This is a genomic window from Citrobacter sp. wls827, assembly GCF_005280875.1.
GTDB classification, from domain to species: Bacteria; Pseudomonadota; Gammaproteobacteria; order Enterobacterales; family Enterobacteriaceae; genus Citrobacter; species Citrobacter youngae.
This window is the reverse complement of the sequence record NZ_SZWR01000015.1, coordinates 57,572-82,018: the sequence shown is the minus strand read 5'-3', so window position 1 is coordinate 82,018 and position 24,447 is coordinate 57,572. Positions and strand designations below refer to the sequence as shown.

The 24,447-nt window shown below is 49.8% G+C and carries 22 protein-coding genes and 2 pseudogenes; 12 read left to right on the top strand and 12 right to left on the bottom strand.

The annotated features are described in order from the left end of the window. Positions 1-174: 174 nt before the first annotated feature. Together aphA and FDX03_RS09755 are read left to right on the top strand one after the other, a co-directional pair. Positions 175-888, top strand: coding sequence for an acid phosphatase AphA (gene aphA / locus FDX03_RS09760; protein WP_048213924.1), 714 nt, complete (start codon positions 175-177; stop codon positions 886-888). Between the two features lie 120 nt (positions 889-1,008). Further along, entirely contained in the window at positions 1,009-1,365 is a 357-nt protein-coding gene (locus FDX03_RS09755; RefSeq protein ID WP_137345865.1) for an MmcQ/YjbR family DNA-binding protein, read from the top strand. A 77-nt stretch (positions 1,366-1,442) separates the two neighbouring features. Here the strand turns inward: FDX03_RS09755 and uvrA are convergent, their stop codons facing one another. Further along, positions 1,443-4,265 carry an excinuclease ABC subunit UvrA gene (gene uvrA, locus FDX03_RS09750; RefSeq protein WP_061067023.1) on the bottom strand — a complete coding sequence of 941 codons (2,823 nt, stop codon included), beginning with the start codon at positions 4,263-4,265 and terminating at the stop codon, positions 1,443-1,445. A 251-nt stretch (positions 4,266-4,516) separates the two neighbouring features. On the opposite strand from uvrA, the gene ssb1 reads away from it, so the two are divergent. The 4 genes and pseudogenes from ssb1 (at position 4,517) to FDX03_RS09730 (ending at position 7,474) form a co-directional block, all read left to right on the top strand. After that, positions 4,517-5,041 (top strand): single-stranded DNA-binding protein SSB1, encoded by a 525-nt coding sequence (ssb1, locus tag FDX03_RS09740; RefSeq protein WP_003826621.1) that lies wholly within the window; start codon positions 4,517-4,519, stop codon positions 5,039-5,041. Positions 5,042-5,133: 92 nt separating this feature from the next. Continuing rightward, positions 5,134-5,341: pseudogene (locus FDX03_RS23205) on the top strand (transposase); the annotation flags it as partial. A gap of 3 nt (positions 5,342-5,344) precedes the next feature. Next, a pseudogene (locus FDX03_RS09735) lies at positions 5,345-5,515 on the top strand (integrase core domain-containing protein); the annotation flags it as partial. 468 nt (positions 5,516-5,983) lie between these two features. Then, positions 5,984-7,474, top strand: coding sequence for a hypothetical protein (locus FDX03_RS09730; protein WP_137345862.1), 1,491 nt, complete (start codon positions 5,984-5,986; stop codon positions 7,472-7,474). A gap of 499 nt (positions 7,475-7,973) precedes the next feature. Here the strand turns inward: FDX03_RS09730 and FDX03_RS09725 are convergent, their stop codons facing one another. From FDX03_RS09725 to FDX03_RS09695, 7 genes are all read right to left on the bottom strand, one after another. Then, positions 7,974-8,723 carry a glycosyltransferase family 2 protein gene (locus FDX03_RS09725; protein WP_137345861.1) on the bottom strand — a complete coding sequence of 250 codons (750 nt, stop codon included), beginning with the start codon at positions 8,721-8,723 and terminating at the stop codon, positions 7,974-7,976. 4 nt (positions 8,724-8,727) lie between these two features. Beyond that, positions 8,728-9,132, bottom strand: a complete 405-nt coding sequence (locus FDX03_RS09720; RefSeq protein WP_249357025.1) for a capsular biosynthesis protein — start codon at positions 9,130-9,132, stop codon at positions 8,728-8,730. Continuing rightward, positions 9,125-10,588, bottom strand: a complete 1,464-nt coding sequence (locus FDX03_RS09715; protein WP_137345860.1) for a hypothetical protein — start codon at positions 10,586-10,588, stop codon at positions 9,125-9,127. The genes FDX03_RS09720 and FDX03_RS09715 overlap by 8 nt, the downstream gene beginning before the upstream one ends. Position 10,589: 1 nt before the next feature. Continuing rightward, the gene (locus tag FDX03_RS09710; RefSeq protein ID WP_137345859.1) at positions 10,590-11,459 is read right to left on the bottom strand and encodes a lysylphosphatidylglycerol synthase domain-containing protein; all 870 of its coding nucleotides are present in this window, start codon (positions 11,457-11,459) and stop codon (positions 10,590-10,592) included. 10 nt (positions 11,460-11,469) lie between these two features. Further along, a complete protein-coding gene (locus FDX03_RS09705; RefSeq protein WP_137345858.1) occupies positions 11,470-12,276 on the bottom strand; it encodes a glycosyltransferase family 2 protein in 807 nt (268 codons plus the stop codon). Positions 12,277-12,287: 11 nt separating this feature from the next. Beyond that, positions 12,288-12,704, bottom strand: a complete 417-nt coding sequence (locus FDX03_RS09700) for a GtrA family protein (protein WP_137345857.1) — start codon at positions 12,702-12,704, stop codon at positions 12,288-12,290. Between the two features lie 484 nt (positions 12,705-13,188). Then, positions 13,189-13,470, bottom strand: coding sequence for a YjcB family protein (locus FDX03_RS09695; protein ID WP_048213921.1), 282 nt, complete (start codon positions 13,468-13,470; stop codon positions 13,189-13,191). 551 nt (positions 13,471-14,021) lie between these two features. On the opposite strand from FDX03_RS09695, the gene FDX03_RS09690 reads away from it, so the two are divergent. Beyond that, positions 14,022-15,608 carry an EAL domain-containing protein gene (locus tag FDX03_RS09690; RefSeq protein WP_048213920.1) on the top strand — a complete coding sequence of 529 codons (1,587 nt, stop codon included), beginning with the start codon at positions 14,022-14,024 and terminating at the stop codon, positions 15,606-15,608. A gap of 2 nt (positions 15,609-15,610) precedes the next feature. Here FDX03_RS09690 and soxS read toward each other — a convergent pair whose 3' ends face one another. Continuing rightward, the gene (gene soxS / locus FDX03_RS09685) at positions 15,611-15,934 is read right to left on the bottom strand and encodes a superoxide response transcriptional regulator SoxS (RefSeq protein WP_005132611.1); all 324 of its coding nucleotides are present in this window, start codon (positions 15,932-15,934) and stop codon (positions 15,611-15,613) included. Positions 15,935-16,020: 86 nt separating this feature from the next. Between soxS and soxR the strand changes: the two genes are divergently transcribed. From soxR to FDX03_RS09670, 3 genes are all read left to right on the top strand, one after another. Then, positions 16,021-16,479: a redox-sensitive transcriptional activator SoxR gene (soxR, locus tag FDX03_RS09680; protein WP_003826630.1), complete on the top strand. Its 459-nt coding sequence runs from the start codon at positions 16,021-16,023 to the stop codon at positions 16,477-16,479. Between the two features lie 592 nt (positions 16,480-17,071). Beyond that, the gene (gene ghxP / locus FDX03_RS09675; protein WP_005132609.1) at positions 17,072-18,421 is read left to right on the top strand and encodes a guanine/hypoxanthine transporter GhxP; all 1,350 of its coding nucleotides are present in this window, start codon (positions 17,072-17,074) and stop codon (positions 18,419-18,421) included. Between the two features lie 157 nt (positions 18,422-18,578). Then, entirely contained in the window at positions 18,579-20,225 is a 1,647-nt protein-coding gene (locus FDX03_RS09670) for a Na+/H+ antiporter (protein WP_040229801.1), read from the top strand. A gap of 84 nt (positions 20,226-20,309) precedes the next feature. On the opposite strand, the gene FDX03_RS09665 is transcribed toward FDX03_RS09670, so the two are convergent. After that, on the bottom strand, positions 20,310-21,200 hold the full coding sequence (locus tag FDX03_RS09665) for a LysR family transcriptional regulator (RefSeq protein WP_040229800.1): 891 nt from the start codon (positions 21,198-21,200) through the stop codon (positions 20,310-20,312). A 101-nt stretch (positions 21,201-21,301) separates the two neighbouring features. Between FDX03_RS09665 and FDX03_RS09660 the strand changes: the two genes are divergently transcribed. Together FDX03_RS09660 and FDX03_RS09655 are read left to right on the top strand one after the other, a co-directional pair. Continuing rightward, complete coding sequence (locus tag FDX03_RS09660) at positions 21,302-21,712, top strand: CidA/LrgA family protein (RefSeq protein WP_003031742.1); 411 nt, start codon at positions 21,302-21,304, stop codon at positions 21,710-21,712. Next, positions 21,705-22,394 carry an LrgB family protein gene (locus FDX03_RS09655; protein WP_003031745.1) on the top strand — a complete coding sequence of 230 codons (690 nt, stop codon included), beginning with the start codon at positions 21,705-21,707 and terminating at the stop codon, positions 22,392-22,394. The genes FDX03_RS09660 and FDX03_RS09655 overlap by 8 nt, the downstream gene beginning before the upstream one ends. Before the next feature lie 45 nt (positions 22,395-22,439). Here FDX03_RS09655 and actP read toward each other — a convergent pair whose 3' ends face one another. Both actP and FDX03_RS09645 read right to left on the bottom strand, forming a co-directional pair. Beyond that, positions 22,440-24,089 carry a cation/acetate symporter ActP gene (gene actP, locus FDX03_RS09650; RefSeq protein ID WP_137345856.1) on the bottom strand — a complete coding sequence of 550 codons (1,650 nt, stop codon included), beginning with the start codon at positions 24,087-24,089 and terminating at the stop codon, positions 22,440-22,442. Further along, positions 24,086-24,400: a DUF485 domain-containing protein gene (locus FDX03_RS09645; protein WP_003031750.1), complete on the bottom strand. Its 315-nt coding sequence runs from the start codon at positions 24,398-24,400 to the stop codon at positions 24,086-24,088. The genes actP and FDX03_RS09645 overlap by 4 nt, the downstream gene beginning before the upstream one ends. Positions 24,401-24,447: the final 47 nt, after the last annotated feature.

Below are 24,447 nucleotides of genomic sequence, written 5' to 3'. Positions count from 1 at the left end.
AGGCCTGATAAGCGGAGCGCCATCAGGCGTACTTTCCTGTGTGATCATGCTCCTTTTCCTGGACAAAACCAGAGAAAATCCTTCCTTTCCCTTCCCCCAGGGGGTAAGGTCAGATAGTTTTTTGACCAGTTGTTAAATAAAAAATCATAACTAACTGACTACTTAGGGAAAAATATGCGCAAGTTTACCCTGGCACTGAGTGCCGTTTGTTTATTGTTCACGTTAAATCAGCCCGCTCAGGCGTTAGTTTCCTCTCCTTCTCAGCTTAATCCGGGCACTAACGTTGCAAAACTCGCTGAGCAGGCCCCCATTCACTGGGTCTCCGTGGCACAAATCGAAAACAGCCTGACCGGACGCCCGCCGATGGCCGTTGGCTTTGATATCGATGATACGGTTCTCTTTTCCAGCCCGGGCTTCTGGCGCGGTAAAAAAACGTATTCCCCGGACAGTGAGGATTACCTGAAGAATCCGGCCTTCTGGGAAAAAATGAACAATGGCTGGGATGAATTCAGTATTCCGAAAGAAGTGGCGCGCCAGTTGATTGATATGCATGTGCGTCGTGGCGACAGCATCTTTTTCGTGACCGGGCGTAGTCAGACGAAGACCGAAACGGTATCGAAAACGCTGGCCGATAACTTTCACATCCCGGCCGGCAATATGAATCCGGTCATTTTTGCCGGTGATAAACCCGGTCAGAACACCAAAACGCAGTGGTTGCAGGATAAAAGCATCCGCATGTTCTACGGTGACTCCGACAATGACATCACCGCCGCTCGCGACGTAGGAATCCGCGGTATCCGTATTTTACGCGCCTCTAACTCTACCTATAAACCGCTGCCGCAGGCTGGCGCGTTTGGTGAAGAGGTGATCGTCAACTCGGAGTATTGAGAATACAAAGTGCTGCTTTTTTAAACAAATTTACGCTGCTGGCTTTTACCTTTTGCGGACTTGCTGCACACTGAATAAAAGATGTTCTCATTAGGCAATATGCTGGTAAGGGGAATAAAGATGACGAATTCGGAGTTGCTGCAATACTGCATGGCAAAAACGGGTGCGGAGCAGAGCGTGCATAGTGACTGGAAAGCCACGCAAATCAAAGTTGAAGATGTACTTTTTGCCATGGTCAAAGAGGTCGAAGGCCGCCCGGCGGTCTCTCTGAAAACCAGCCCTGAACTGGCAGAATTGCTGCGTCAGCAACATAAAGACGTGCGACCCAGCCGCCATCTCAATAAAGCGCACTGGAGCACGGTGTATCTTGACGGCTCACTGCCAGGTTCACAGATTTATTATCTGGTGGACGCGTCTTACCAGCAGGCCATAAACACCTTGCCGGAAGATAAACGCAGGTTGCTGGTGCAGCTTTGATCCGTTTTGCCGGATGGCGTCGCCAGCGACTTATCCGGCCTACAGGATATGTGCCCGTAGGCCTGATAAGGGCAGGATTACAACAGCGGCTTGAGGAAACGCGCCGTGTGTGAGGCTTCACATTCAGCGACCGTCTCCGGTGTGCCGGAGACTAAAATTTCCCCGCCGCCGCTGCCGCCTTCCGGACCGAGATCGACAATCCAGTCTGCGGTTTTAATCACGTCCAGATTGTGCTCAATCACCACGATGGTGTTGCCCTGATCCCGGAGCTGATGCAGCACGTCCAGCAGTTGCTGAATATCCGCAAAATGCAGACCAGTGGTCGGCTCATCGAGAATATACAGCGTCTGTCCGGTACCGCGTTTGGACAACTCACGCGCCAGCTTCACGCGCTGCGCCTCACCGCCAGAGAGGGTCGTTGCGGACTGACCCAGTCGGATGTACGTCAGACCAACGTCCATCAGCGTTTGCAGCTTACGCGCCAGCGCCGGAACGGCATCGAAGAACTCACGGGCTTCTTCAATCGTCATATCCAGCACTTCGTGGATAGTCTTGCCCTTGTACTTAATCTCCAGCGTTTCGCGGTTATAGCGCTTACCTTTGCACTGATCGCACGGCACGTAGATATCCGGCAGGAAGTGCATTTCGACTTTGATCACGCCGTCGCCCTGACAGGCTTCACAGCGTCCACCACGGACGTTAAAGCTGAAACGGCCTGGCGTGTAACCGCGCGCACGTGACTCCGGCACGCCGGCAAACAGTTCGCGCACTGGCGTAAACACGCCGGTGTAGGTTGCCGGGTTAGAGCGCGGCGTACGGCCAATCGGGCTTTGGTCAATATCGATGACTTTGTCGAAATGTTCCAGACCCTGAACATCGCGATACGGCGCAGGTTCCGCCAGCGTCGCACCGTTCAGCGCCGTCTGCGCAATTGGGAACAGCGTATCGTTGATCAGCGTCGATTTACCTGAGCCGGAAACCCCGGTAATGCAGGTAAATAAACCAACCGGCAGCGTCAGAGTGACATCTTTCAGGTTGTTACCGCGTGCGCCGGTGAGCTTCAGCACTTTTTCCGGGTCAGCCGCCACGCGCTGTTTCGGTACTTCAATTTTGCGCTTACCGCTCATGTACTGGCCGGTCAGCGACTCAGGCACCGCCATGATATCTTTTAGCGTTCCTTCAGCAACCACCTGGCCGCCGTGAACGCCCGCGCCGGGGCCGATGTCGATAACGTGGTCAGCGGCGCGAATCGCATCTTCATCGTGCTCGACCACAATCACGGTATTACCCAGGTTACGCAGGTGGATAAGCGTACCCAGCAGACGCTCGTTATCGCGCTGATGCAGACCGATAGATGGTTCATCCAGCACGTACATTACACCGACCAGACCCGCGCCGATCTGGCTTGCCAGGCGAATACGCTGGGCCTCACCGCCGGAGAGCGTTTCCGCTGAACGCGACAGCGTCAGATAGTTGAGGCCGACGTTGACCAGGAACTTCAGACGATCGCCAATCTCTTTAAGAATTTTCTCGGCAATCTTCGCCCGCTGACCTGCAAGCTTCAGGTTGTTGAAGAAGTCCATCGCATGACCGATGCTCATGTCGGAAATCGCGGGCAGCGGCGTATTTTCAACAAATACGTGGCGGGCCTCGCGACGTAAACGCGTCCCTTCACAGCTGGCGCACGGTCGGTTACTGATGAATTTGGCTAATTCTTCGCGTACCGCACTGGATTCCGTCTCTTTATAACGGCGCTCCATATTGTGTAGCACACCTTCAAACGGGTGACGACGTACGGACGTATCGCCGCGATCGTTCATGTATTTGAATTCGATATTTTCTTTACCCGAACCGTACAGCACCACTTTATGCACGGTAGGGTTCAGGCTGGCCCATGGGGCTTCGACATCGAACTTATAGTGTTCCGCCAGTGACTTAAGCATCTGGAAATAATAGAAGTTACGGCGATCCCAACCACGAATAGCCCCACCGGCGAGCGACAGTTCCGGGTTTTGAATCACCCGGTCAGGATCGAAATACTGCTGCACACCGAGACCGTCACAGGTTGGGCATGCACCCGCCGGGTTGTTGAACGAGAACAGGCGGGGTTCCAGTTCGCGCATGCTGTAGCCGCAAATCGGGCAGGCGAAGTTGGCGGAGAACAGCAGCTCTTCCGCTTTCGGGTCGTCCATATCGGCGACCACCGCCGTACCACCGGAAAGCTCCAGCGCGGTTTCAAAGGATTCAGCCAGTCGCTGGGTGAGGTCGTCGCGTACTTTAAAGCGGTCAATCACCACTTCAATAGTGTGTTTCTTTTGCAGCTCAAGCTTGGGCGGATCGGAAAGGTCACACACTTCGCCATCGATACGGGCGCGGATATAGCCCTGGCCCGCCAGGTTTTCCAGCGTTTTGGTGTGCTCGCCTTTACGCTCCTTAATTACCGGCGCCAGCAGCATCAGACGTTTGCCTTCCGGCTGCGACAGGACGTTGTCCACCATCTGGCTAACGGTCTGCGCTGCCAGGGGAACGTCGTGATCCGGGCAGCGCGGCTCGCCAACGCGGGCAAACAGCAGACGCAGATAGTCGTGAATTTCGGTAATCGTACCTACCGTGGATCGCGGGTTATGCGACGTCGATTTTTGTTCAATTGAGATGGCAGGAGAAAGCCCCTCAATGTGGTCGACGTCCGGTTTTTCCATCAGCGACAGAAACTGACGTGCGTACGCGGAAAGGGATTCAACGTAACGACGCTGCCCTTCGGCATACAAGGTGTCGAAAGCGAGCGAAGATTTGCCTGAGCCCGAAAGCCCGGTGACGACAATCAGCTTGTCGCGCGGGATGACGAGGTTGATGTTTTTGAGATTATGGGTGCGGGCGCCCCGAACTTCGATCTTATCCATTCATCTTTCCCGGATTAAACGCTTTTTTGCCTGGCTGCATGGTGCTACCGGCGATCACAAACGGTTAATTATGACACAATCCGACCTGAATGGATATACAGTATTGGAATGCAAAACGCATGTTCCTGTGCAACAATGTCTGGCGGGAGTTGTTTACTGGAATCAACTTCTCAACGTAGTAAAAGCGCTATTGGAAATGCTACAATCCCGCGCTTACACTTATTCAGTAACGTTTTTCAGGAGACACGATCATGGCCAGCAGAGGCGTAAACAAGGTGATTCTCGTCGGTAATCTGGGCCAGGACCCGGAAGTACGCTATATGCCGAATGGTGGCGCAGTTGCCAACATTACGCTGGCTACTTCCGAATCCTGGCGTGATAAAGCGACCGGCGAAATGAAAGAGCAGACTGAATGGCACCGTGTTGTGCTGTTTGGCAAACTGGCGGAAGTCGCCAGCGAATATCTGCGTAAAGGTTCTCAGGTCTATATTGAAGGCCAACTGCGTACCCGCAAATGGACCGATCAATCCGGCGTAGAAAAATACACCACTGAAGTCGTTGTTAACGTTGGCGGCACCATGCAAATGCTGGGTGGTCGTCAGGGCGGCGGCGCGCCGGCAGGTGGTGGTCAGCAGCAGGGTGGTTGGGGTCAGCCTCAGCAGCCGCAGGGCGGCAACCAGTTCAGCGGCGGCGCACAGTCTCGTCCGCAGCAGTCCGCTCCGGCAGCGCCGTCTAACGAACCGCCGATGGACTTCGACGACGATATTCCGTTCTAAGATTTACCTAAGACGTTTTTGTAATTAATTATCTATTAAGCCTCTGTTGATACAGAGGCTTTTTTGTTTGAGGTGACCAGTCCTGAATAGCGTTGACACGTTCCAGACTTAAATCCGGAGAACGTGACGATGACGGAGTTCAAACGCACCTACGTAATTATTCTCCATCTTTTAAAATAGCCGTTGTTGAGTAGCTCGAAAAAGGCGGGATCACTTATAAACAGTCCTGGCAGCATATGGCATTCAGGGACTCTCCACCGTGTGGTCTGGCTGCGTAAATATGGTCGGCTTGACTGGAGTTTACTCTCACACCCAACCGTTCTGGTACAAGCCAGAATGATGGTAAAAGAATCTGTGGCAATTTATAACTATGAGCGACTACACCACTCCCTGAAATACAAAACGCCCGATGATGTTCATCAGGTGTTTTACAGACAAAAAATGTCAACCGATATCAGGACTAGTCATTACTGATATGAGCGCACAGAGTGTCGCGAGATATTTTTTAAAATCTCTAGGAATAACAGTGGTGGCTCTTATGTCAGTTGGGAATAACGCATCTATGAGTATCTGACATTTCACTTCCTGGAGTTATTTGGTATCCACTGAACAGGTTTCACTGGACACTTATAGTGTTGTTCTTACTTTACCCAATTAGTTGGGGCTTAATTGAGCATAAAATATTCCTTAGCATCATACTGATATATAACAACCTTAGTGGTGCTTCTAAGTTTAACCTTCAGAGTGAAAGTAAGTTTAGTTCGAAGTGCATTGAGCATCAATGGCCCGACGTTTGTTGTTTTATTGCTATGGAATTATGGGAGCTCAGTACACGGCGAGGTGGCTAAAGAGTATCAGACCAGTTAAAATGCTTTCATTAGCGCAAAATTTGCCTAACATAAAATAAGTGTAAATGATATTTTTTCGACTAGGGGTAACGCTTTGACTACCGATAAATATAGGTCCAATTCAGTTAGGTTGGCATTAATGCTCTTGCCAATAGCTGCTTTTATTATTTATATGGCATATCTGATTCAGGCAATTCACGTCGAAAGGGCATTGTATGCTGATGGTGCAAATTTTTTCGTGGAATTATTAAGTAAGGATCGAGGTTGGCCTATTGCAGATGATGCTAAACATATTAGATTATTTGTTAATATTATAAATCAATTCCCAGTTGTTCTTGCCCTTAAATTAGGTGTAACTAGTTTACATACTCTTAAGATTTTATTTGGTGCTGGGCTTTTCTTGTTTCCATTATTCATTTACTTCTATTGTCTTTATTTGAGTCGTCGAGCTAATGACTACAGGGTTTTATTTTTCTCAATTGTCAGTTTGATTACCTGCGCAATCCCATCTGACATGTTTATCCTGAATCAAGCATTTACATCTTTAGCCCTGTCATGGATTATTATTCATTATTTACTTTTGAACTTGAATACAAGGTGGGGTGACTGGGTTGTTTGTTTAATTATTTCTTTGATTCTTTTTCGTGCGCATGAAAGCCTAATTGTCTGGGGCGGAATTTTCTTTATTGGTGCGGCTGGTGTTATAGTTCTTCGAGATAAATGCAAGGTTAATAATAAAAATTTACTTGTATACACGATTGGTATACTAGGCGTTCTTCAGTCTGCTTTTGTTGCATTCTGGCAATTTTCGCACCCAGTAGGAGAACAGACATCTGCATTCTTACAACTTATTTTGTTGTTAAAACCGAGCGAGCTATGGGTTGGGAATACAAGAATAAGTTTACTGATGTTGGTTGCTGTAATTCTCATTTTTGTGGTGCAGGGTGGCTTTAAACGTAAGCAGGCCGAGGGGGATGCGCTAAAAGTGTTTGCTGCTGCCGGGCTGATTTTCATCCTGGGATGGATGTTGTTATCTGGCATCTCAGCGCTTGAGGACTTTAGCCTTACAAACCCAGTAAGAGAATATGACTATAGATTCTTGATGACATTCGGCTCTAGTGGATGGATGTTTTTGGCTATAGTATTTGTATTATCTAATAAAAATGTTAGTAATAATGTTAGGTCATTAGGCAAGATTACGCTTGCAGTTGGAATTATTTCTGCATCTTTGTGGCAGATTTCTAATAATCTTCAGTGGTCCATATTTAAAAATGCTACGTCACAAGTTCTGCAGAATTCTTCCGTATCAATTATTGATCCGATTGAAGTTCACAATAAGTTAGTGGCTGAAGGTAATGATGATGTCTATAAGTATCGATGGGGATGGGCGTGGCCTGTTTTCGGTATAAGTCTTCAGAAAGAATGGGTAGTCGAAAAATTATACAAACCGGAAGGTTATGAGATATATTTTAACCCGCCAAAACGTATCCCATTCATACCTATGTCTGGTGGGAATATTGGGAGCGAAGGCCATGGTTTATTTATTTTCGATCATTTTGTAGCACCAAACGAAGGTGCTAAATGAAATTACTTCACGATTCAATCGTAATTTATTGGGTTGGGAGTTAGGCATTTAATTATTGCTATCAAAAAATCTGTTCCTGACACTACATAGTTTCAAATATATAAAGGTGATCGTTTAGACGGTCACCTTGCTTATGAATTAATCGCTTCATTGTTACCTTTTCTGTGCTCCGAGTTTGGCACTTCAGCTTTTCTTATTCTCACAAAAAGACAGTCTGAATGAAAATACACGTTACACTGAGAATCAGAGAAAAATTGCTACTACCTTGCTAATTGATTGTAGTTGCTGTAGTTAGGTGAAAAGGATATCTGAAGAAAATAATCAAGAAAAACTAAAAAGAATTCGGTAGTCGAATGTGGGGCGTTCATAAGGATGACACTGATGAATTGCCTGGCGTGCAAGAGGAGTAACAAATACGGGTTTTCTATCAGGCTGTGTGTACGAATATGCGGTAAGTCATACTTGCCGCGGCGATGATGCCCACCGCGGCTGCCAGGGTTTAGTCCCTCAACGCTTCAACTGGTAACTGAAGGAATCTGTCAAGCTCAGCAGGTGTCCCCAACACATGAACATCAGACAGTTGTAAATTCGACAAGGATACCTTGCCGCCTTCAGCAATCAATTGTCGGTATAGTGGTGCGATGTATTTTTCTCCGCGAACGAGGTTTTTCGGATCGCTGAAAAACTGGTCATAAAGATCTACATATCGGTTGGCACAATTGAACCAATATAAACCGATCGAGGCATAGTCTGAGATACGCTGTTTTTCAGCCAGATCGACTGCCCATCCATCGCCGCCTGGCTTAACGAAGCTCCAGTGATCTCCGGGAACCTGGAAGCAAGGCACCCATCCATCAGAGCCAGGACGAATATCAGACGGAGCCAGTGCATTAGGTTTGACGTATGTATCAATATTATAAATCAGAAGCGGCCACTCTGGATTCCAATGTTCACGCGCTAAATAAGCACTGGTAGCTTGTCCATCTGTTAACTCTGTGAGCTCAACGATATAGATATTAGTAAGGCCTAGTGCTTGAGTCTGGCGTAAAACGAAATCCGATGATTTATTCTCTCCAAGACAAACGAATATAATCCGACTGTCTGGCGTCAGAAAGTTTTTTAGAGACAGCATAGACCAGTCGAACAGGCTGCGGTTGTGCGCCATAATTTCGTATTTTGGGGTTGTATAACCAGCGTCATAAAATCGCGAGCCACGGCCTGCCATCGTGATAACTACGTTAAGTGACATGTGTTTATCCCTGTCCTTGTCCGAGCAATTTTTGAATTTCTTCTTCACTCAGGTTCAGAAATTCATCAGGTCGAATTGAGCGGTCGTCAATATAAAAACCGTGTTTCCTCGGCCATGGTTTTCCGAATAGAATTTCATCATAAGGGACTTCCCACTTTGCCAACCACTCGATCAACACAGGTGCCGTATGCTTGTTGATCTCGCCAAGATTGTTTTTGTAGGTATTCATGTTTCGTGATGTATAAAGCAGTATTCTGTAGCCTTTTTGCTGGTATTCTGCCAGCTTGCTGAGCATTGCTTGGCGTGGCACTAAATCCGCATAAGATTGCCCCGATGCTTTGATGCCGCACAGCGTGCCGTCGATATCGACAACCAGCGTACCGTCAACTTCTTCAAATTGATTAATCACCTTCAACCTCATCAAGTATTTGGCGCGCCTTTAGCATAAAGGCTAGCACCTTATTTGGATAATCGATGTGCAGCGGCAGCATCGACAAAAATAAAGAGGCCTCGCCCAAACGCATAATGCGAACGTCGTGACCCATAGCTTTCACCTGATCGACAAAAATAGGTTTCAGGCTTGCATGATTGGTATGGCTGAAGTTTAGAACTAAATCGTTATTGTCAGCAAAGCCTACTTTGTAGAGACCATTGTTGATGAAATCATAATCACCCAACACGCTGTGCGAGATTTTACACAGGTCGTACAGTGGGTGTGTCCAGAGATCTTCTTCAGTTGTGGCACCTTTAGGGTCGATTAGCTTGAGTAAATATTGCTGCTGATCATAAAGGATATTTGAGAAGCATGGATCGCCGTGGCCCACTACACGATAATCGAAGGAAAATGCTTTTTCGAATCGCTTGTAAAGCTTCAAATAGCGGTTCAGGAGATGGGACAAATCAAGTTCTGGCGTGGTGCTGGATGCCAACTGATTGATTCGTTTACCCTCATCCATCATTAGGAACTCATTTACCCGCTTTTCCAGCTTGGTTACAAATAGGTTTTGAGCTAATGCGGCTGACTGCTCTTTAGTGCAGGTCTGCCTTGGACGATCGGAAATAAAGAACAGCAGTCTTTCGATAAAAGGTGTGAAGGTATCTGGTTCGAATGCGCCGTGCACCCATTGAAGCGCAGAGTCTGCGAGGTAATACCGCAGCATTTTGTATGAAGCTCGTTCGCCCTCATCCTTGAAATCAAAGGTCTGGATAACCCATGGCCGCATACGCTCAGGTACCAAACTATAAAATGAGTACTCGGCCAGCATCTTACGTTTATCACTTGAACTTTTAGTATAGTAATACGTATCGATTTGTACTTCATTGAAGTGACGTGTTGCAGTCGAACCGCTGCTGAACGACAAAAAGTCTCGGATTTTCCCCAAATCGAGTGGTTGCAACGACTGCAGGCGTTGACTGTGCTGCCAGGATTGTGCCCATGTATGCAATGGTGCAGATGTGAACTCAGCCCACTGGTCAACCAATTTGTGGGCATTATGCAAAAATACCAATAGAGGCTTGTATAGGGTATTTGTAAAGTCCTCTTCGGCATAGGGCAGACGTTCAATCAACTGGGTGAGTAAATCAGCTCGGGAAAAGCCAGCTCGTCCTGCAATTACACATGCTGCCGTATCTTCGCTGCATGTCTCCAGAGTCGAACGCAACGTTGCCAGGTCGGCATCGTTTTGCAAGCGGATCAAGCGCTGTTTCGCCCACTCAGGCAAAGCATCGCGAAAATGCTCAAACAACGGGCGACGCTTCAATATTATATCGCCATAGTTGCGGACTCCAACCAGGCTGCGTACTTCACCGCTGGTGAACTCGCGATCATCTATGATCAGGATTAGTTTTGAATGGATATCTGACATGTCAAATTCTCGTGATTTTGAAGCGTGCTACAAGCCATACAGCCAACAGGAAAACAATGGTTAGCACGACAAGAGCGAGAGACTGGTAAACGCCAAAGGTGCCCTGGCTGCCAGCTGGCAAGCTCGCTAGCAGGCCTGAAGCGAACAGTTCAGCAAAATTTGGTTCGTCAATTGCAAGCAATTTGATAAAGAGTGATAGAGCCATTATCTCGAAGAACCATATCAACACTGACAACAGCAAGAAACCAGAAACTCGTCCTTCAATGGACCTGTGGATACTCTTTTCGAGGCCGCGCAAAGCATGACTCGTGCGTAGGATTACCAGTCCACGAGGTGACAGACTAGTATGTACCAGATGACGGTTGAGATAAACGAATACATTTGCGATAGCGAACAGCCCAAATAGGCCGACTCCGCTCACCAGCACGAAGATGATGAAAACGGCTTGCATGCTAGGCGGTATTTTGATGTCCAGAAGGTAAAGGCTAAAAATGAACACAGTAAGTACCAATATGTCGCCAAAACGCTCAGCCAACCAGACTGCAATTGCCTTCTGCCGTACGTCATACACACGAAAGAATGCGACCAATCGCAAGACTTCACCGAGTTTAAAGGGAAGAAAACTGCTGGGCAAAGCGGTGAGTGCGTGCGCTGAGACAAGGGAAAACGCATTGTCGCGTTTATCGAGTGTCAGTAAAACTAAGCGGAGCATACGGAAAACATGTGAACAAAGATATAGCATCGTGATGCCAAACAAGCCTGCCCAGTTTGTGACATGGCTAATATCAGCTACTACGGGTGCATGCCACCAGAGCCATCCGATGACGATGGCAAGTAGTAATGTCAGATAAATACTCAAGCTTTTACTCATGTCTAGCTCATCAGTTCTGTTTGTTATGGCGATAGCGAATCTGACCGGTGTAAGTTTCAAATGCACGCACACGCAGATCCCTGGTTAAAAAAGCACCGCGTTTTACGGCGTAGCCTGCCAGTAGCCAAAGCACTTTGAATGCCTGATGGAACAGTTTTACATTGGAACGTTGGTCTTCTTCGCGCCAGGAGATAGGGAAGAAACGTACTTTTTGCTTGCGATAATAGCTAGCCAGAAGCATCACGTAGTTGAAGGTCAAATCGTCAGGAAAGGTTTTCAAATAGAAATCACGGAAGGTTTCCAGACGGTATAAATTCAGACCTGAACCAAGGTCGTAAATGGCTCGTCGTGCAACAAGAGAAAACAGTGTGTTGTATACTCGGTTGCCGAATGTACGGAACCACGAATAACCCTGAAGTCGGCTGTTACGCATGAATCGTGCTCCGAGCAAACAGTCCACATTCAGATGAGCATTTGCCTCCAGTTGGGGAATGAGATCATGGATGTCGGCCTGATCATCTCCGTGCAATACGACGAGGTAGTCGAACCCCTGTTCAATTGCGTAGAGAAAAGCTGCTTTGTGAGAGCCACCTAGCCCATAGTTATCATCGTTGCGCCAGGCAATGAAATTGCAATGAGTTAACACTTCTTTTCCACATTCAATTGCCAATTCCAGGGTTTGGTCGGGTGACTGATTGTCGACGACCATCACGGTATCAATCCATTGTTGTACGTGCACATCAAATTGCTTCAGGACGCGGCAAATTTGCGCTTCGCATCGATAGGCGGGGATAAAAACTAGAATTCTGGGTTTCATAGTAGTGCCTGTTATTGAGCTCCAGGCTTCATGAACCTGGTTAAAATTGTCATGAAAATGAAATTGGTCAGCAAATTGGGGCCAGTGATGATGATTTTTGCGATCAGGCCGGAATGAACCCCGAGCATTTCTCCAATTCTAAAATTAATAGAGGATGATGCAACGACGGAGATCAATGCTGAGTATGCCAGAATAGATATCCCTTGGTAGCCCCAATAAATAGGAAGGTAAATCGACTTACTATACTCCCGTCGCTTGAAGAGGCGATTAAGTGCGATGATCCAGACATAGGTCACACCGACCATTGAGGAGAGGAAGTTTGCATAAGCCGGCTCGACTCCAATGAGTTGGGATAAGGCGGCATAGGTCAGCATATCGAGCAGCCACCCTATGCCGGAAATTAACACAAAGCCTAGAAATAATTTCATGGAGGGAACGCCTTCTACAAAATCTTTCGCCAGCAACCAAGCCGGCGGGGGGACTTCTGACCAAAGGCTGATGATTTTATTACACCCGAATAGGGAAAATCATCCTTTTTGTCGTAGAATGTGGCTAAACTGCTATATGTGAGTCTATCTTGCTCCTGGATGAACTATGGTGGTTCTGCGGATGTTCTTATTTAGGCGGCAGGCAACCATCTCCTTACAGCTGTTGATTTTTCCTTTCGAGATTAACTCAGTATGTATCGTCAACATTTGAACTTGATGGAGCGAGTTGGTCTTCAATATCTTTTGGACTGACTATATGATTCCTCAGTGAATCATGGTCACTTAGAAGGTTAGAATGCCTACTTTGCCTGCCAATGATGCGTTTTTCCTCTATTGCATTGCCAGCCTGTCCAGGGGGGCTGAAACATCCCATCTAATACCATCAGTTACCTGGTTGATAGGTTTGCTGAAAACTGACTTGTTATCAATTCAACACCATCGGCCAGTCTGGCGGAGTATGGCTCATCACGTCGAGCATCACAGATTCGATGTTATTCCAGATAGTGGATACATCTACCAGGGTGATACCGAGTAATCCGGTTGCAAACCAGCAGGCAAAAACAAGCCCTAAACCGCTGCTGATAACGGCCAGTCCAACATAATCTGATTTACGAAAACGAATATTGAGCGTACTGGCTAAAAACATCAGTACTGCGCTGAGCAGTTGCCACCGCAGAAGAACTACGCCAGTTGTTATTGTTGCCATGAAAAACGTCCTCAGAAAGTCTTGATGCCCAGGACAGCGCGGGGTTATTCACAGAGGGTGTGGTACTCTGGCTATCGACGGGCAATAACATGAATGAAACAATGTTTCTGTTACATTATTTCTGTGAACTATATCACATTTGCTCGTTTGTTCACCAGTATCTGACGTTATTTTTGCCGGTTTTTATCCATGGTAATTGTGTGGTTATCTTGATTCATAAACGAATAATAAATTATGCGTTATGTAAGATGCATTCATGTTACTTGTTTTCTTTATCCGAAATTAATCGTTAAAAAAGTTAATGTGTTTTATACGTGCCGCCAGTATAACGCGTGTAAAACATTACTCTTTCTTGATAATGATGTTGCAAAATAAGCGTAACTTTAAGTTTGCCTTACGGGAAAATAATATCATCATCCACTATTATCAGACTTTTACATAGAGACGTCTGTTGATAATGTTGATAGATTCATGCAACTTAACCAGTTGGTGTTTATAGCATCCTGCCTTGATGGGTACTGGCATATACGAAACAGGGAAATAGGGCTGACATGAATCTCAGTGCGCAAAGCAAGATGCTGAAGCTCCTCGGCACGCTCACGGTGGTATTGCTCCCCGTGGTGCTGGCGCTATGGTTTGCTCATATCCGGGCGACGTCCGAAACCCGCACTCAACTCCACTCATTTGCTCAACTGGTGTTAAATAAAACGGAACTGGTGATCCAGCAAGCTGATTTAGCGCGTGATATGGCTCAGCTGTATCAGGGTAAGATGTGTACCCCTGCCCATCAGAAAAGTATGCTGAATATTATTCGCGGGCGTTTATATATCAGCGAGCTAATTTATGCACAAGATGATCGTTTTTTGTGCTCTACGTCGATGGCACCGTCAGTTCCCTATATTATGCCAACCGCTGACTATAAACGTACGCCGGACGTTTCGATCTATTACTATCGCGATACGCCTTTTTTCTCTGGCTACAACATGACGTATATGCAAAGAGGAAACTACGTCGTTGTCATTAACCCATTATCTTACAGCGAAGTCATGTCAGATGACCCTGGCCTATTGTGGGGCGTCTATGACACGATAACGGATACTTTCTTCTCCGCCAGCAATCAGGCGCATGTTAAGCAATTTCTGCCGCTGGTGCGCGGTAAAGCCTCTACCTTCCAACTGGACGATCGGTTCTATACCATCGTTCGTTCTGAGAAGCGCCCGATCGCGATTATTGTTTCGACGACCCGCGATCGCGTCCATCAAAATTTCTATCACGAAGCCGCACTCACGATCCCCTTTGGGGTGATCTGCAGCATTCTGATGTTGTTGATGTGGTGGCGTACACGCCAGCAGTACCATTCCCCTCGTCGTTTGTTAAGGCGTGCGCTGGAAAAACGCCAGCTACGCCTGCATTACCAGCCGATCATCGATATCAAGAATGGTCAATGTGTGGGGGCCGAGGCGCTGATGCGTTGGCCAGGTTGCAAAGGCGAGGTCATGAGCCCGACGGAATTTATTCCGCTGGCTGAAAAAGAAGGCATGATTGAAAGTATCACGGATTACGTGGTCGAAGAAGTGTTCAATGATTTAGGGTATTTTCTTTCAGCGCATCCCCAGATTTATATCTCAATTAACCTCTCAGCTTCTGATTTCCATTCATCCCGACTGATTGCCCTGATCGCTGAGAAAGCGCGTGATTACTCAGTCGCTGCCCAGCAAATTAAGGTCGAAGTGACGGAGCGTGGATTTATTGATGTGCATAAAATGACTCCGGTAATCCAGGCATTCCGTCAGGCCGGTTATGAAGTGGCATTTGATGATTTTGGGACGGGATATTCCAATCTGCACAATCTGGCGGCACTGAACGTGGATATCCTGAAGATTGATAAATCTTTTATTAGTACGCTGGCGACCAACAGTACCAGCCACCTGATTGCCGAACATATCATCGAAATGGCGCAAAGCTTACATCTGAAGACAATTGCTGAAGGGGTGGAAACGGCAGATCAAATGGAATGGCTGCTTGAACGTGGCGTTCAGTATTGTCAGGGGTGGTATTTTGCGAAAGCGTTACCGCCGCAGGAGTTTATGCTCTGGCTACAGCGCTCGCCCGCCATACTGACGCAGAGCGGGCAATAATCCTACAGGCGATGACGGTAGTCGCTGGGTGTACGATCAAACTCGCGGCGGAACACGCGTGAGAACGTTTGTTGCGACACATAGCCGAGATCCATCGCAATATCGAAAATAGGTCGTTCGGTCGTCCGTAGTTCCACTGCGGCTAACAAAAGTCGGCGCTGGCGGATATAGTCACCCAACGTCTGACGCATCACCGTGCGGAACATCCTCTGTAAATACCACTTCGAGTAACCTGATTTTTTCGCCACCGCCTCAATGTTCAGCGGTTGATCGATATGTTCATCAATCCATTCAATAAGGGTCTGAATTATCTGCTGATGGGACATAGGGCTGCCTCTTTCTCAGTATTCGATTCGTCGTTTTGTCTGTGGGCGAGTATAATTCCTCAAGTTAACTTGAGGTAAAGCGATTTATGGAAAAGAAATTACCCCGGATAAAAGCGCTGCTCACGCCAGGTGAAGTCGCAAAACGTAGCGGTGTCGCGGTATCAACTCTGCACTTCTATGAAAGCAAAGGGTTAATCAGCAGCATGCGCAACAGCGGCAATCAGCGTCGATACAAACGTGATGTGTTGCGTTATGTCGCGATTATCAAGATTGCCCAGCGTATCGGTATACCACTGGCGACGATTGGCGACGCGCTAGGGGTATTACCCGAAGGACATTCGCTCAGCGCCAAAGAGTGGAAACAGCTCTCGTCGCAATGGCGTGAAGAACTGGACCGGCGTATTCATACCCTGGTGGCGTTGCGTGATGAACTGGATGGATGCATTGGTTGCGGTTGTTTGTCGCGTAGTGATTGCCCGTTGCGTAACCCAGGCGACCAGCTTGGTGAGCAGGGGACCGGGGCGCGCCTGCTGGAAGATGATTGATGGGTTTAAATACGGGTATAAAACTAAAGCGCCACAGAGGGCGCTTTAGTTTGGTTCCGGTCTTCGTCTTTCACTCTATCCCGCTGGTTCACGGGAGGGTTTCCCCCGACATCAACACCCCTCAGTCGAGCACATTAGGGGAGGTTCCGGCTTGTGTTGATAAGGTAAGTGTATGCCACCCCCGTCTATTTGCCAGTCGATTGATGGTTTTTTAGCCGAAAAATTTTCCGCATCTTCATTCGTTTTTTTGCGCGAATTAACGTGAAAGATTACCGCTGGGGTTGTAATAACTGCGCGAAATTTGTTGCCAGATTGCGCATTGACGATAACGTTTGCGCATCGACTGGCTATTTCTTGTGCGCTATAAGAAGAAATGAGTAAAAAGCGGCAAAGTTCAGTTGAAAACCAGTACATGATCGCTAGATAATCGTTTGCTTTTTTTTACCACCCGTTTTTATGCGCGGAGCTAAACGTTTGCTTTTTTGCGACACCCCTACTGACGCAAACCTGGCACAGGGAGAAAACGTTAAGCAGGCAGTGGATTGTCCAGCACGCATAATGACGAAAAATAAACTCTCAGGGGATGTTTTCTATGTCTACGCCTTCAGCGCGTACCGGCGGTTCACTCGACGCCTGGTTTAAAATTTCGCACCGTGGCAGTACCGTTCGACAGGAAGTCGTTGCCGGATTAACGACGTTTCTGGCGATGGTCTACTCTGTTATCGTGGTTCCAGGAATGCTGGGTAAAGCCGGTTTCCCGCCAGCCGCTGTATTTGTGGCAACCTGCCTGGTAGCCGGTGTCGGCTCTATTGTGATGGGCCTGTGGGCAAACCTGCCGCTGGCGATTGGTTGCGCCATTTCTTTGACGGCGTTTACCGCATTCAGCCTGGTGCTGGGGCAGCATATTAGCGTGCCTGTTGCGTTGGGCGCGGTGTTTCTGATGGGTGTTCTGTTTACCATCATTTCCGCGACAGGTATTCGTAGCTGGATCCTGCGCAATCTGCCACAGGGCGTTGCGCACGGTACGGGTATTGGTATCGGCCTGTTCCTGCTGCTGATTGCGGCAAACGGTGTTGGTCTGGTCATTAAGAACCCGCTGGATGGCCTGCCGGTTGCGCTGGGTGACTTCGACACCTTCCCGGTCATTATGTCGCTGATTGGTCTGGCGGTGATTATCGGCCTCGAAAAACTGAAAGTACCGGGTGGCATCCTGCTGACTATTATCGGTATTTCCGTTGTTGGCCTGATTTTCGATCCGGCCGTGCATTTCTCCGGTATTTTTGCCATGCCGTCTCTGAGCGACGAAAACGGCAACTCGCTGATCGGCAGCCTGGACATTATGGGCGCACTGAATCCTGTCGTTCTGCCGAGCGTGCTGGCGCTGGTCATGACCGCCGTCTTCGATGCGACCGGAACCATCCGCGCTGTTGCGGGCCAGGCGAATCTGCTGGATAAAGACGGTCAGATTATCGATGGCGGCAAAGCGTTAACGACTGACTCCCTGAGCAGCGTGTTCTCTGGTCTGGTGGGCGCTGCTCCGGCGGCGGTTTACATTGAATCTGCAGCGGGTACCGCGGCAGGGGGTAAAACCGGTCTGACGGCGATCACCGTAGGTGTTCTGTTCCTGCTGATCCTGTTCCTTTCTCCGCTCTCTTACCTTGTTCCTGCTTACGCAACGGCACCGGCGCTGATGTATGTTGGTTTGCTGATGCTGAGCAACGTGGCGAAAATCGACTTTACCGACTTCGTCGACGCGATGGCGGGACTGATTACCGCTGTCTTTATCGTGCTGACCTGTAATATCGTGACCGGCATTATGATCGGTTTTGCCACTCTGGTTATTGGCCGTATTGTTTCCGGCGAATGGCGAAAACTGAATATCGGAACGGTGGTGATTGCCGTGGCGCTGGTTGCATTCTATGCAGGCGGTTGGGCTATTTAATTCCGATACGCTCTTGATCCTGAAAACGGGTGGCTTTTGCCGCCCGTTTTTATTTTCAGAACACACTCGTTGTCTTTTGCGTTACTCTCGAGTAGATAGAATTGAGGCACGACGCCTCTCACCACTAATCATAAGAAACATCGCAAACAGGGAACGCATGGAAATCTTTTTCACCATACTCATCATGACCCTTGTGGTCTCGCTGTCGGGGGTATTTACTCGCGTATTGCCCTTCCAACTCCCTTTACCCCTTATGCAGATCGCCATCGGCGCCTTGCTGGCGTGGCCGACGTTTGGTTTGCATGTGGAATTCGATCCTGAGCTGTTTTTGGTGCTGTTCATCCCGCCGCTGCTGTTTGCCGATGGCTGGAAGACGCCAACGCGTGAGTTTCTGGAGCACGGACGAGAGATCTTCGGTCTGGCACTGGCGCTCGTACTGGTTACGGTGGTCGGCATTGGTTTTATGATTTATTGGCTGGTCCCGGGGATTCCGCTGATCCCCGCTTTTGCGCTGGCCGCAGTGTTATCGCCAACCGATGCCGTTGCCCTTTCTGGCATTGTAGGTGAGGGGCGTATACCGAAGAAAATCATGGGCATCCTGCAGGGCGAAGCGTTGATGAACGATGCGTCTGGCCTGGTATCGCTGAAATTTGCTGTGGCCGTGGCAATGGGAACGATGGTGTTTACCGTTGGTGGTGCGACGGTTGAGTTCTTTAAGGTAGCGATTGGCGGCATCCTGGCGGGTTTTGTCGTCAGCTGGTTGTATGGACGCTCTCTGCGCTTTCTTAGCCGCTGGGGCGGCGATGAGCCGGCAACGCAAATTGTTCTGCTGTTCCTGCTGCCGTTTGCTTCTTACCTGATTGCCGAACACATTGGTGTTTCCGGGATCCTCGCGGCGGTCGCAGCCGGGATGACGATAACCCGTTCAGGTGTAATGCGTCGTGCGCCATTGGCGATGCGCTTACGTGCTAACAGCACCTGGGCAATGCTGGAGTTCGTCTTTAACGGCATGGTCTTCCTGCTGTTAGGGCTGCAATTACCGGGGATTCTGGAGTCTTCTCTGGTGGCGGCAGAAGCCGATCCGAACGTTGAAACCTGGATGCTGTTTACCGATATCGTGCTGATTTACGTAGCGCTGATGCTGGTGCGTTTTGGCTGGCTGTGGACGATGAAAAAATTCAGTCTGCGCTTCCTGAAGAAAAAGCCGATGGAGTTTGGCTCATGGACAACGCGTGAAATCCTGATCGCCTCCTTTGCGGGGGTTCGCGGGGCGATTACGCTTGCTGGTGTGCTCTCTATCCCGCTGCTGTTGCCGGATGGTAGCGGCTTCCCGGCGCGCTACGAGCTAGTATTCCTTGCCGCGGGCGTGATCCTGTTCTCGCTGTTTGTCGGTGTAGTGATGCTACCGATTCTGCTGCAACACCTGGAAGTGGCAGATCACTCGCAGCAACTGAAAGAAGAGCGGATAGCCCGCGCTGCGACGGCGGAAGTCGCGATTGTTGCTATCCAGAAAATGGAAGAGCGTCTGGCGGCGGACAGCGAAGAGAATATTGATAATCAACTGCTGACCGAAGTGAGCTCTCGTGTAATCGGTAACCTGCGCCGTCGCGTCGATGGACGTAACGATGTGGAAAGCTCATTACAGGAAGAGAACCTCGAGCGACGTTTCCGCCTGGCGGCATTGCGTTCAGAACGTGCAGAGCTTTATCACCTGCGCGCCACGCGCGAAATCAGCAATGAAACGCTGCAGAAACTGTTGCACGATCTGGACTTGCTGGAAGCGTTGCTGATCGAGAACCAATAAACGGTTGTGCCGGATGCGCTACGCTTATCAGGCCTACGGAATCGAATTGTAGGCCGGGTAAGGCGTTTACGCCGCATCCGGCACTTACGATTCTTGCGTTAACCAAAACCCTTCGCAGCATGTCAGCCACGCCTGAGCGCTGTGCGACAGATACACGCCTTCACGCCAAATCATGCCCAGTTGCCAGCGTAAATCGCTCTCCAGCGGGATCCAGCGCAGCGTCTGTTTATCCAGTCGTTGGCAAATTGGCTCCGGTAAAATGGCAATCCCGACTCCGGCTTGTACCATCGCAGCCAGAAAATCCCACTGCCCGCTGCGTACCGCGATGCGCGGCTTGACGTTGTGCTGGCTAAACAGTTCAAGCAGCTGGCGACTCAAGGCGAAATCTTCGTTATAGATCAGCAGCGGGTGCTCCGCTAACGCTTCGGGGGAAATGGACTCACACGTTGTCCACTGACCGGAGCGGGGGACCAGCACGCAGAGCGGATGACTGAAAAGCGGTAAGGTTGCCAGTCCACTCTCTTCCTCGACCGGAAGGGCCGTCATGGCAACATCCAAATCACCGCTCATGACTGCCTGTTGGACGGTTAAGCCACCAAACTCCGATATTTTAAGCTCAACGCCGGGATAACGCTGGCGAAACAGGCTGATGGGACCTGCCATCAACATACCGACCATTGGCGGGATACCAAGGCGCAATAGCCCTTTGTTCAGATGGTTAATGTCGCTAAGTTCGGCTTCAAGCTGGCGAAACTCAGCGAGGATCGCCAGGCCGCGTTCGAAAACGACCTGCCCGGTGTCGGTTAACAACAACCGCCGCCCGTCGCGGATGAGCAACGTGCAATTAAGCTCGTCTTCAAGGTTCTTCAACATCTTGCTGATGGTGGGCTGGGTGACAAAAAGCTTCTCCGCTGCGCGAGTAAAGCTCTGCTGACGAACCACCTCAACAAAATATCGCAGCGTTCTGATATCCATGATTATTCCTTAAGACTATGCCTGCAATGAGTTTAATTCATTTCAGTCCTGGACGGGGGCTCTCTATACTGGCGCTCTCTATTTTTTAAGGACATACCCTCATGGCTGTGGCGATAAGCCGCGTGACGCCTGCTGTTATTCATCGACTCCAGATCCCCGTTCAGGTTCTGTTGTACGCAGGTCTCTTTGTATTTGCTCAATATCTTGTCTCCTGGCTGCATCTGCCGCTTCCTGCCAACCTGGTAGGGATGGTGCTGATGCTGGCGTTAATTGTCTGCCGCGTTATCCCACTTAACTGGATTCGCGCAGGTGCCCGCTGGTTACTGGCTGAAATGCTGCTGTTTTTTGTCCCGGCGGTGGTCGCTGTTGTGAACTACACGCAGCTGTTGCTGGTTGATGGCTGGCGTATATTTGCCGTCATTGCGATCAGTACGCTGATGGTGCTCGGCGCTACGGCGTGGGTGGTGGATAAAGTGTATCGCTATGAAATGAGCAGGCTAAACCGTGAGTAATTTCCAGCTAAGCGTGTTGTGTCTGGTGATTACGCTGGGTATCTACTTTGCTAATAAGCGTTTGTATCGCCGTTTTCGTAAATTACCCCTGATGCCATTAGTTCTCACCCCGGCCCTGCTGGTGCTGATGCTAGTCTTCGGCCATATCTCCTGGCAAAACTATATTGGTGAATCGCACTGGTTGCTGTGGCTGTTAGGCCCGGCGACCATCGCCTTTGCCGTTCCGGTGTATGACAACCTTGCCGTGATTAAGCGTCACTGGATGTCGCTGACGGCGGGCGTGGTAACGGCAACGCTGGTGGCCGTTACCAGTTCCGTGTGGCTGGCGCGCCTGTTTATGTTGCCTGATGAGATCCAACGTAGCCTGGCGGTACGTTCCGTCACCACGCCGTTTGCGCTGGCAGCGGCAGAACCCTTGGGCGGGCAGCCGGACCTGGTGGCCTTGTTCGTGGTGGTGACCGGTGTATTCGGTATGGCCGTCGGTGATGTGCTGTTTTTACGGCTTTCCATCCGCGAAGGTATGGCCAAAGGCGCAGGGTTTGGCGCTGCATCGCATGGCGCAGGCACGGCGCGCTCGTATGAGCTTGGCCAGCAGGAGGGCGTGGTTGCCAGTCTGGTAATGATGCTTTCCGGTGTGGTGATGGTGCTGGTGGCACCGCTGGTGGCGAGGCTGATGTTCTGAGAAAAGATATAATCCTCCGGCCCGAAAGCCGGAGGAGAAGGGAGGTTAGTGTGTACGACCTTGTTCTACGCCGTACCCGGTCTGGGAACGGATGAACTGAGCACGGAACTGCTCGCGTTCGCGGTTGCCTTCTTCTGAGTTGTCGGTCGCAGAGAAGAACCAGATCCCGAGGAACGCTACGCTGATGGAGAACAGCGCCGGATATTCATACGGGAAAATGGCTTTTTCGTGACCGAGGATCTGGACCCAAATGGTTGGGCCGAGAATCATCAATACTACCGCTGTTAACAGACCTAACCAGCCACCCAGCATTGCGCCACGGGTGGTCAGACGCGACCAGTACATGGAAAGCAGGATGATCGGGAAGTTGCAGCTGGCCGCGATGGCGAACGCCAGACCCACCATGAAGGCGATGTTCTGATTTTCGAACAGCACGCCGAGCACGATGGCAATCACACCCAATATCAGTACGGTAATTTTCGAGACGCGCAGTTCTTCACGCTCGGTAGCGCCTTTGCGGAATACGTTGGCGTACAAGTCGTGAGAAACTGCCGAAGCGCCCGCCAGCGTCAGCCCGGCAACCACCGCCAGAATGGTGGCAAAGGCCACTGCAGAGATAAAGCCGAGGAACAGGTTGCCGCCCACCGCATTCGCCAGGTGAACCGCCGCCATGTTGTTACCACCGATCAGTGCGCCTGCAGCATCTTTGTACTCTGGGTTAGCACCTACCAGCATGATCGCGCCAAAGCCGATGATAAAGGTCAGGATGTAGAAATAACCCATAAAGCCGGTGGCATAGAATACGCTCTTACGCGCTTCGCGGGCATCGCTGACCGTGAAGAAACGCATCAGAATATGCGGCAAGCCTGCCGTACCGAACATCAATCCAAGACCTAACGACAGGGCGGATATCGGATCTTTTACCAGACCGCCCGGGCTCATAATCGCGGAGCCTTTCGGGTGTACCGCCATCGCTTCGGTGAACAGGTTGTTGAAGCTGAAGCCGACGTGCTTCATTACCATGAAGGCCATAAAGCTGGCGCCGAACAGCAGCAGAACGGCTTTAATGATCTGTACCCAGGTGGTTGCCAGCATGCCGCCAAACAGCACGTACATCATCATCAGTACGCCAACCAGCACCACGGCGATGTGATAGTTCAGACCAAACAGCAGCTCAATCAGCTTACCTGCGCCGACCATCTGGGCGATCAGATACAGCGCGACCACCACCAGGGAACCACAGGCCGACAGAATACGGATTGGCCCCTGCTTCAGACGATAAGAAGCAACGTCTGCAAAGGTATAACGACCGAGGTTACGCAGGCGTTCCGCAATCAGGAACAGGATAATCGGCCAGCCGACCAGGAAGCCGAGCGAGTAGATCAGCCCGTCATAACCGGAGGTAAATACCAGCGCGGAAATTCCAAGGAACGATGCCGCCGACATATAGTCGCCCGCAATCGCCAGCCCGTTCTGGAAACCGGTGATGTTACCGCCGGCGGTGTAGTAGTCATTACGCGAACGTACGCGCTTAGACGCCCAGTAGGTAATACCGAGCGTAAAGATGACGAAAATCAGGAACATGATAATCGCCTGCCAGTTGGTTGGCTGGCGTTGAACTGCACCGCTAATAGCATCCGCCGCGTTTGCGGCGAAGGGCAGCGTGGCGGCAAGCGCCGTCAGGACTCTCTTCATGATGCTTTAACCTCGTGCAGAACCGCATTGTTAAGACGGTCGAATTCACCGTTGGCCCGCCAGATATAGATCCCGGTCAGGATGAAGGAGATGAGGATCACACCGACCCCAATCGGAATACCCCGGGTGACGCTGGTTCCCGCGTGTAGCGGCGTACCCAGCCAGCCAGGCGCAAAGGCAATCAGTAAAATAAAGCTGATATAAACTGCCAGCATGATGATGGACAGAATGGTGGCAAACCGTTGCCGTTTTTCTACTAACTCCCTGAAACGCGCACTGTCTTCTATCCGCTGATAAATTTGGTCATTCATCACAGAGTTCTCCAGAGGTCCCCCTGCGTCTTTCGTGCTACAGGTTC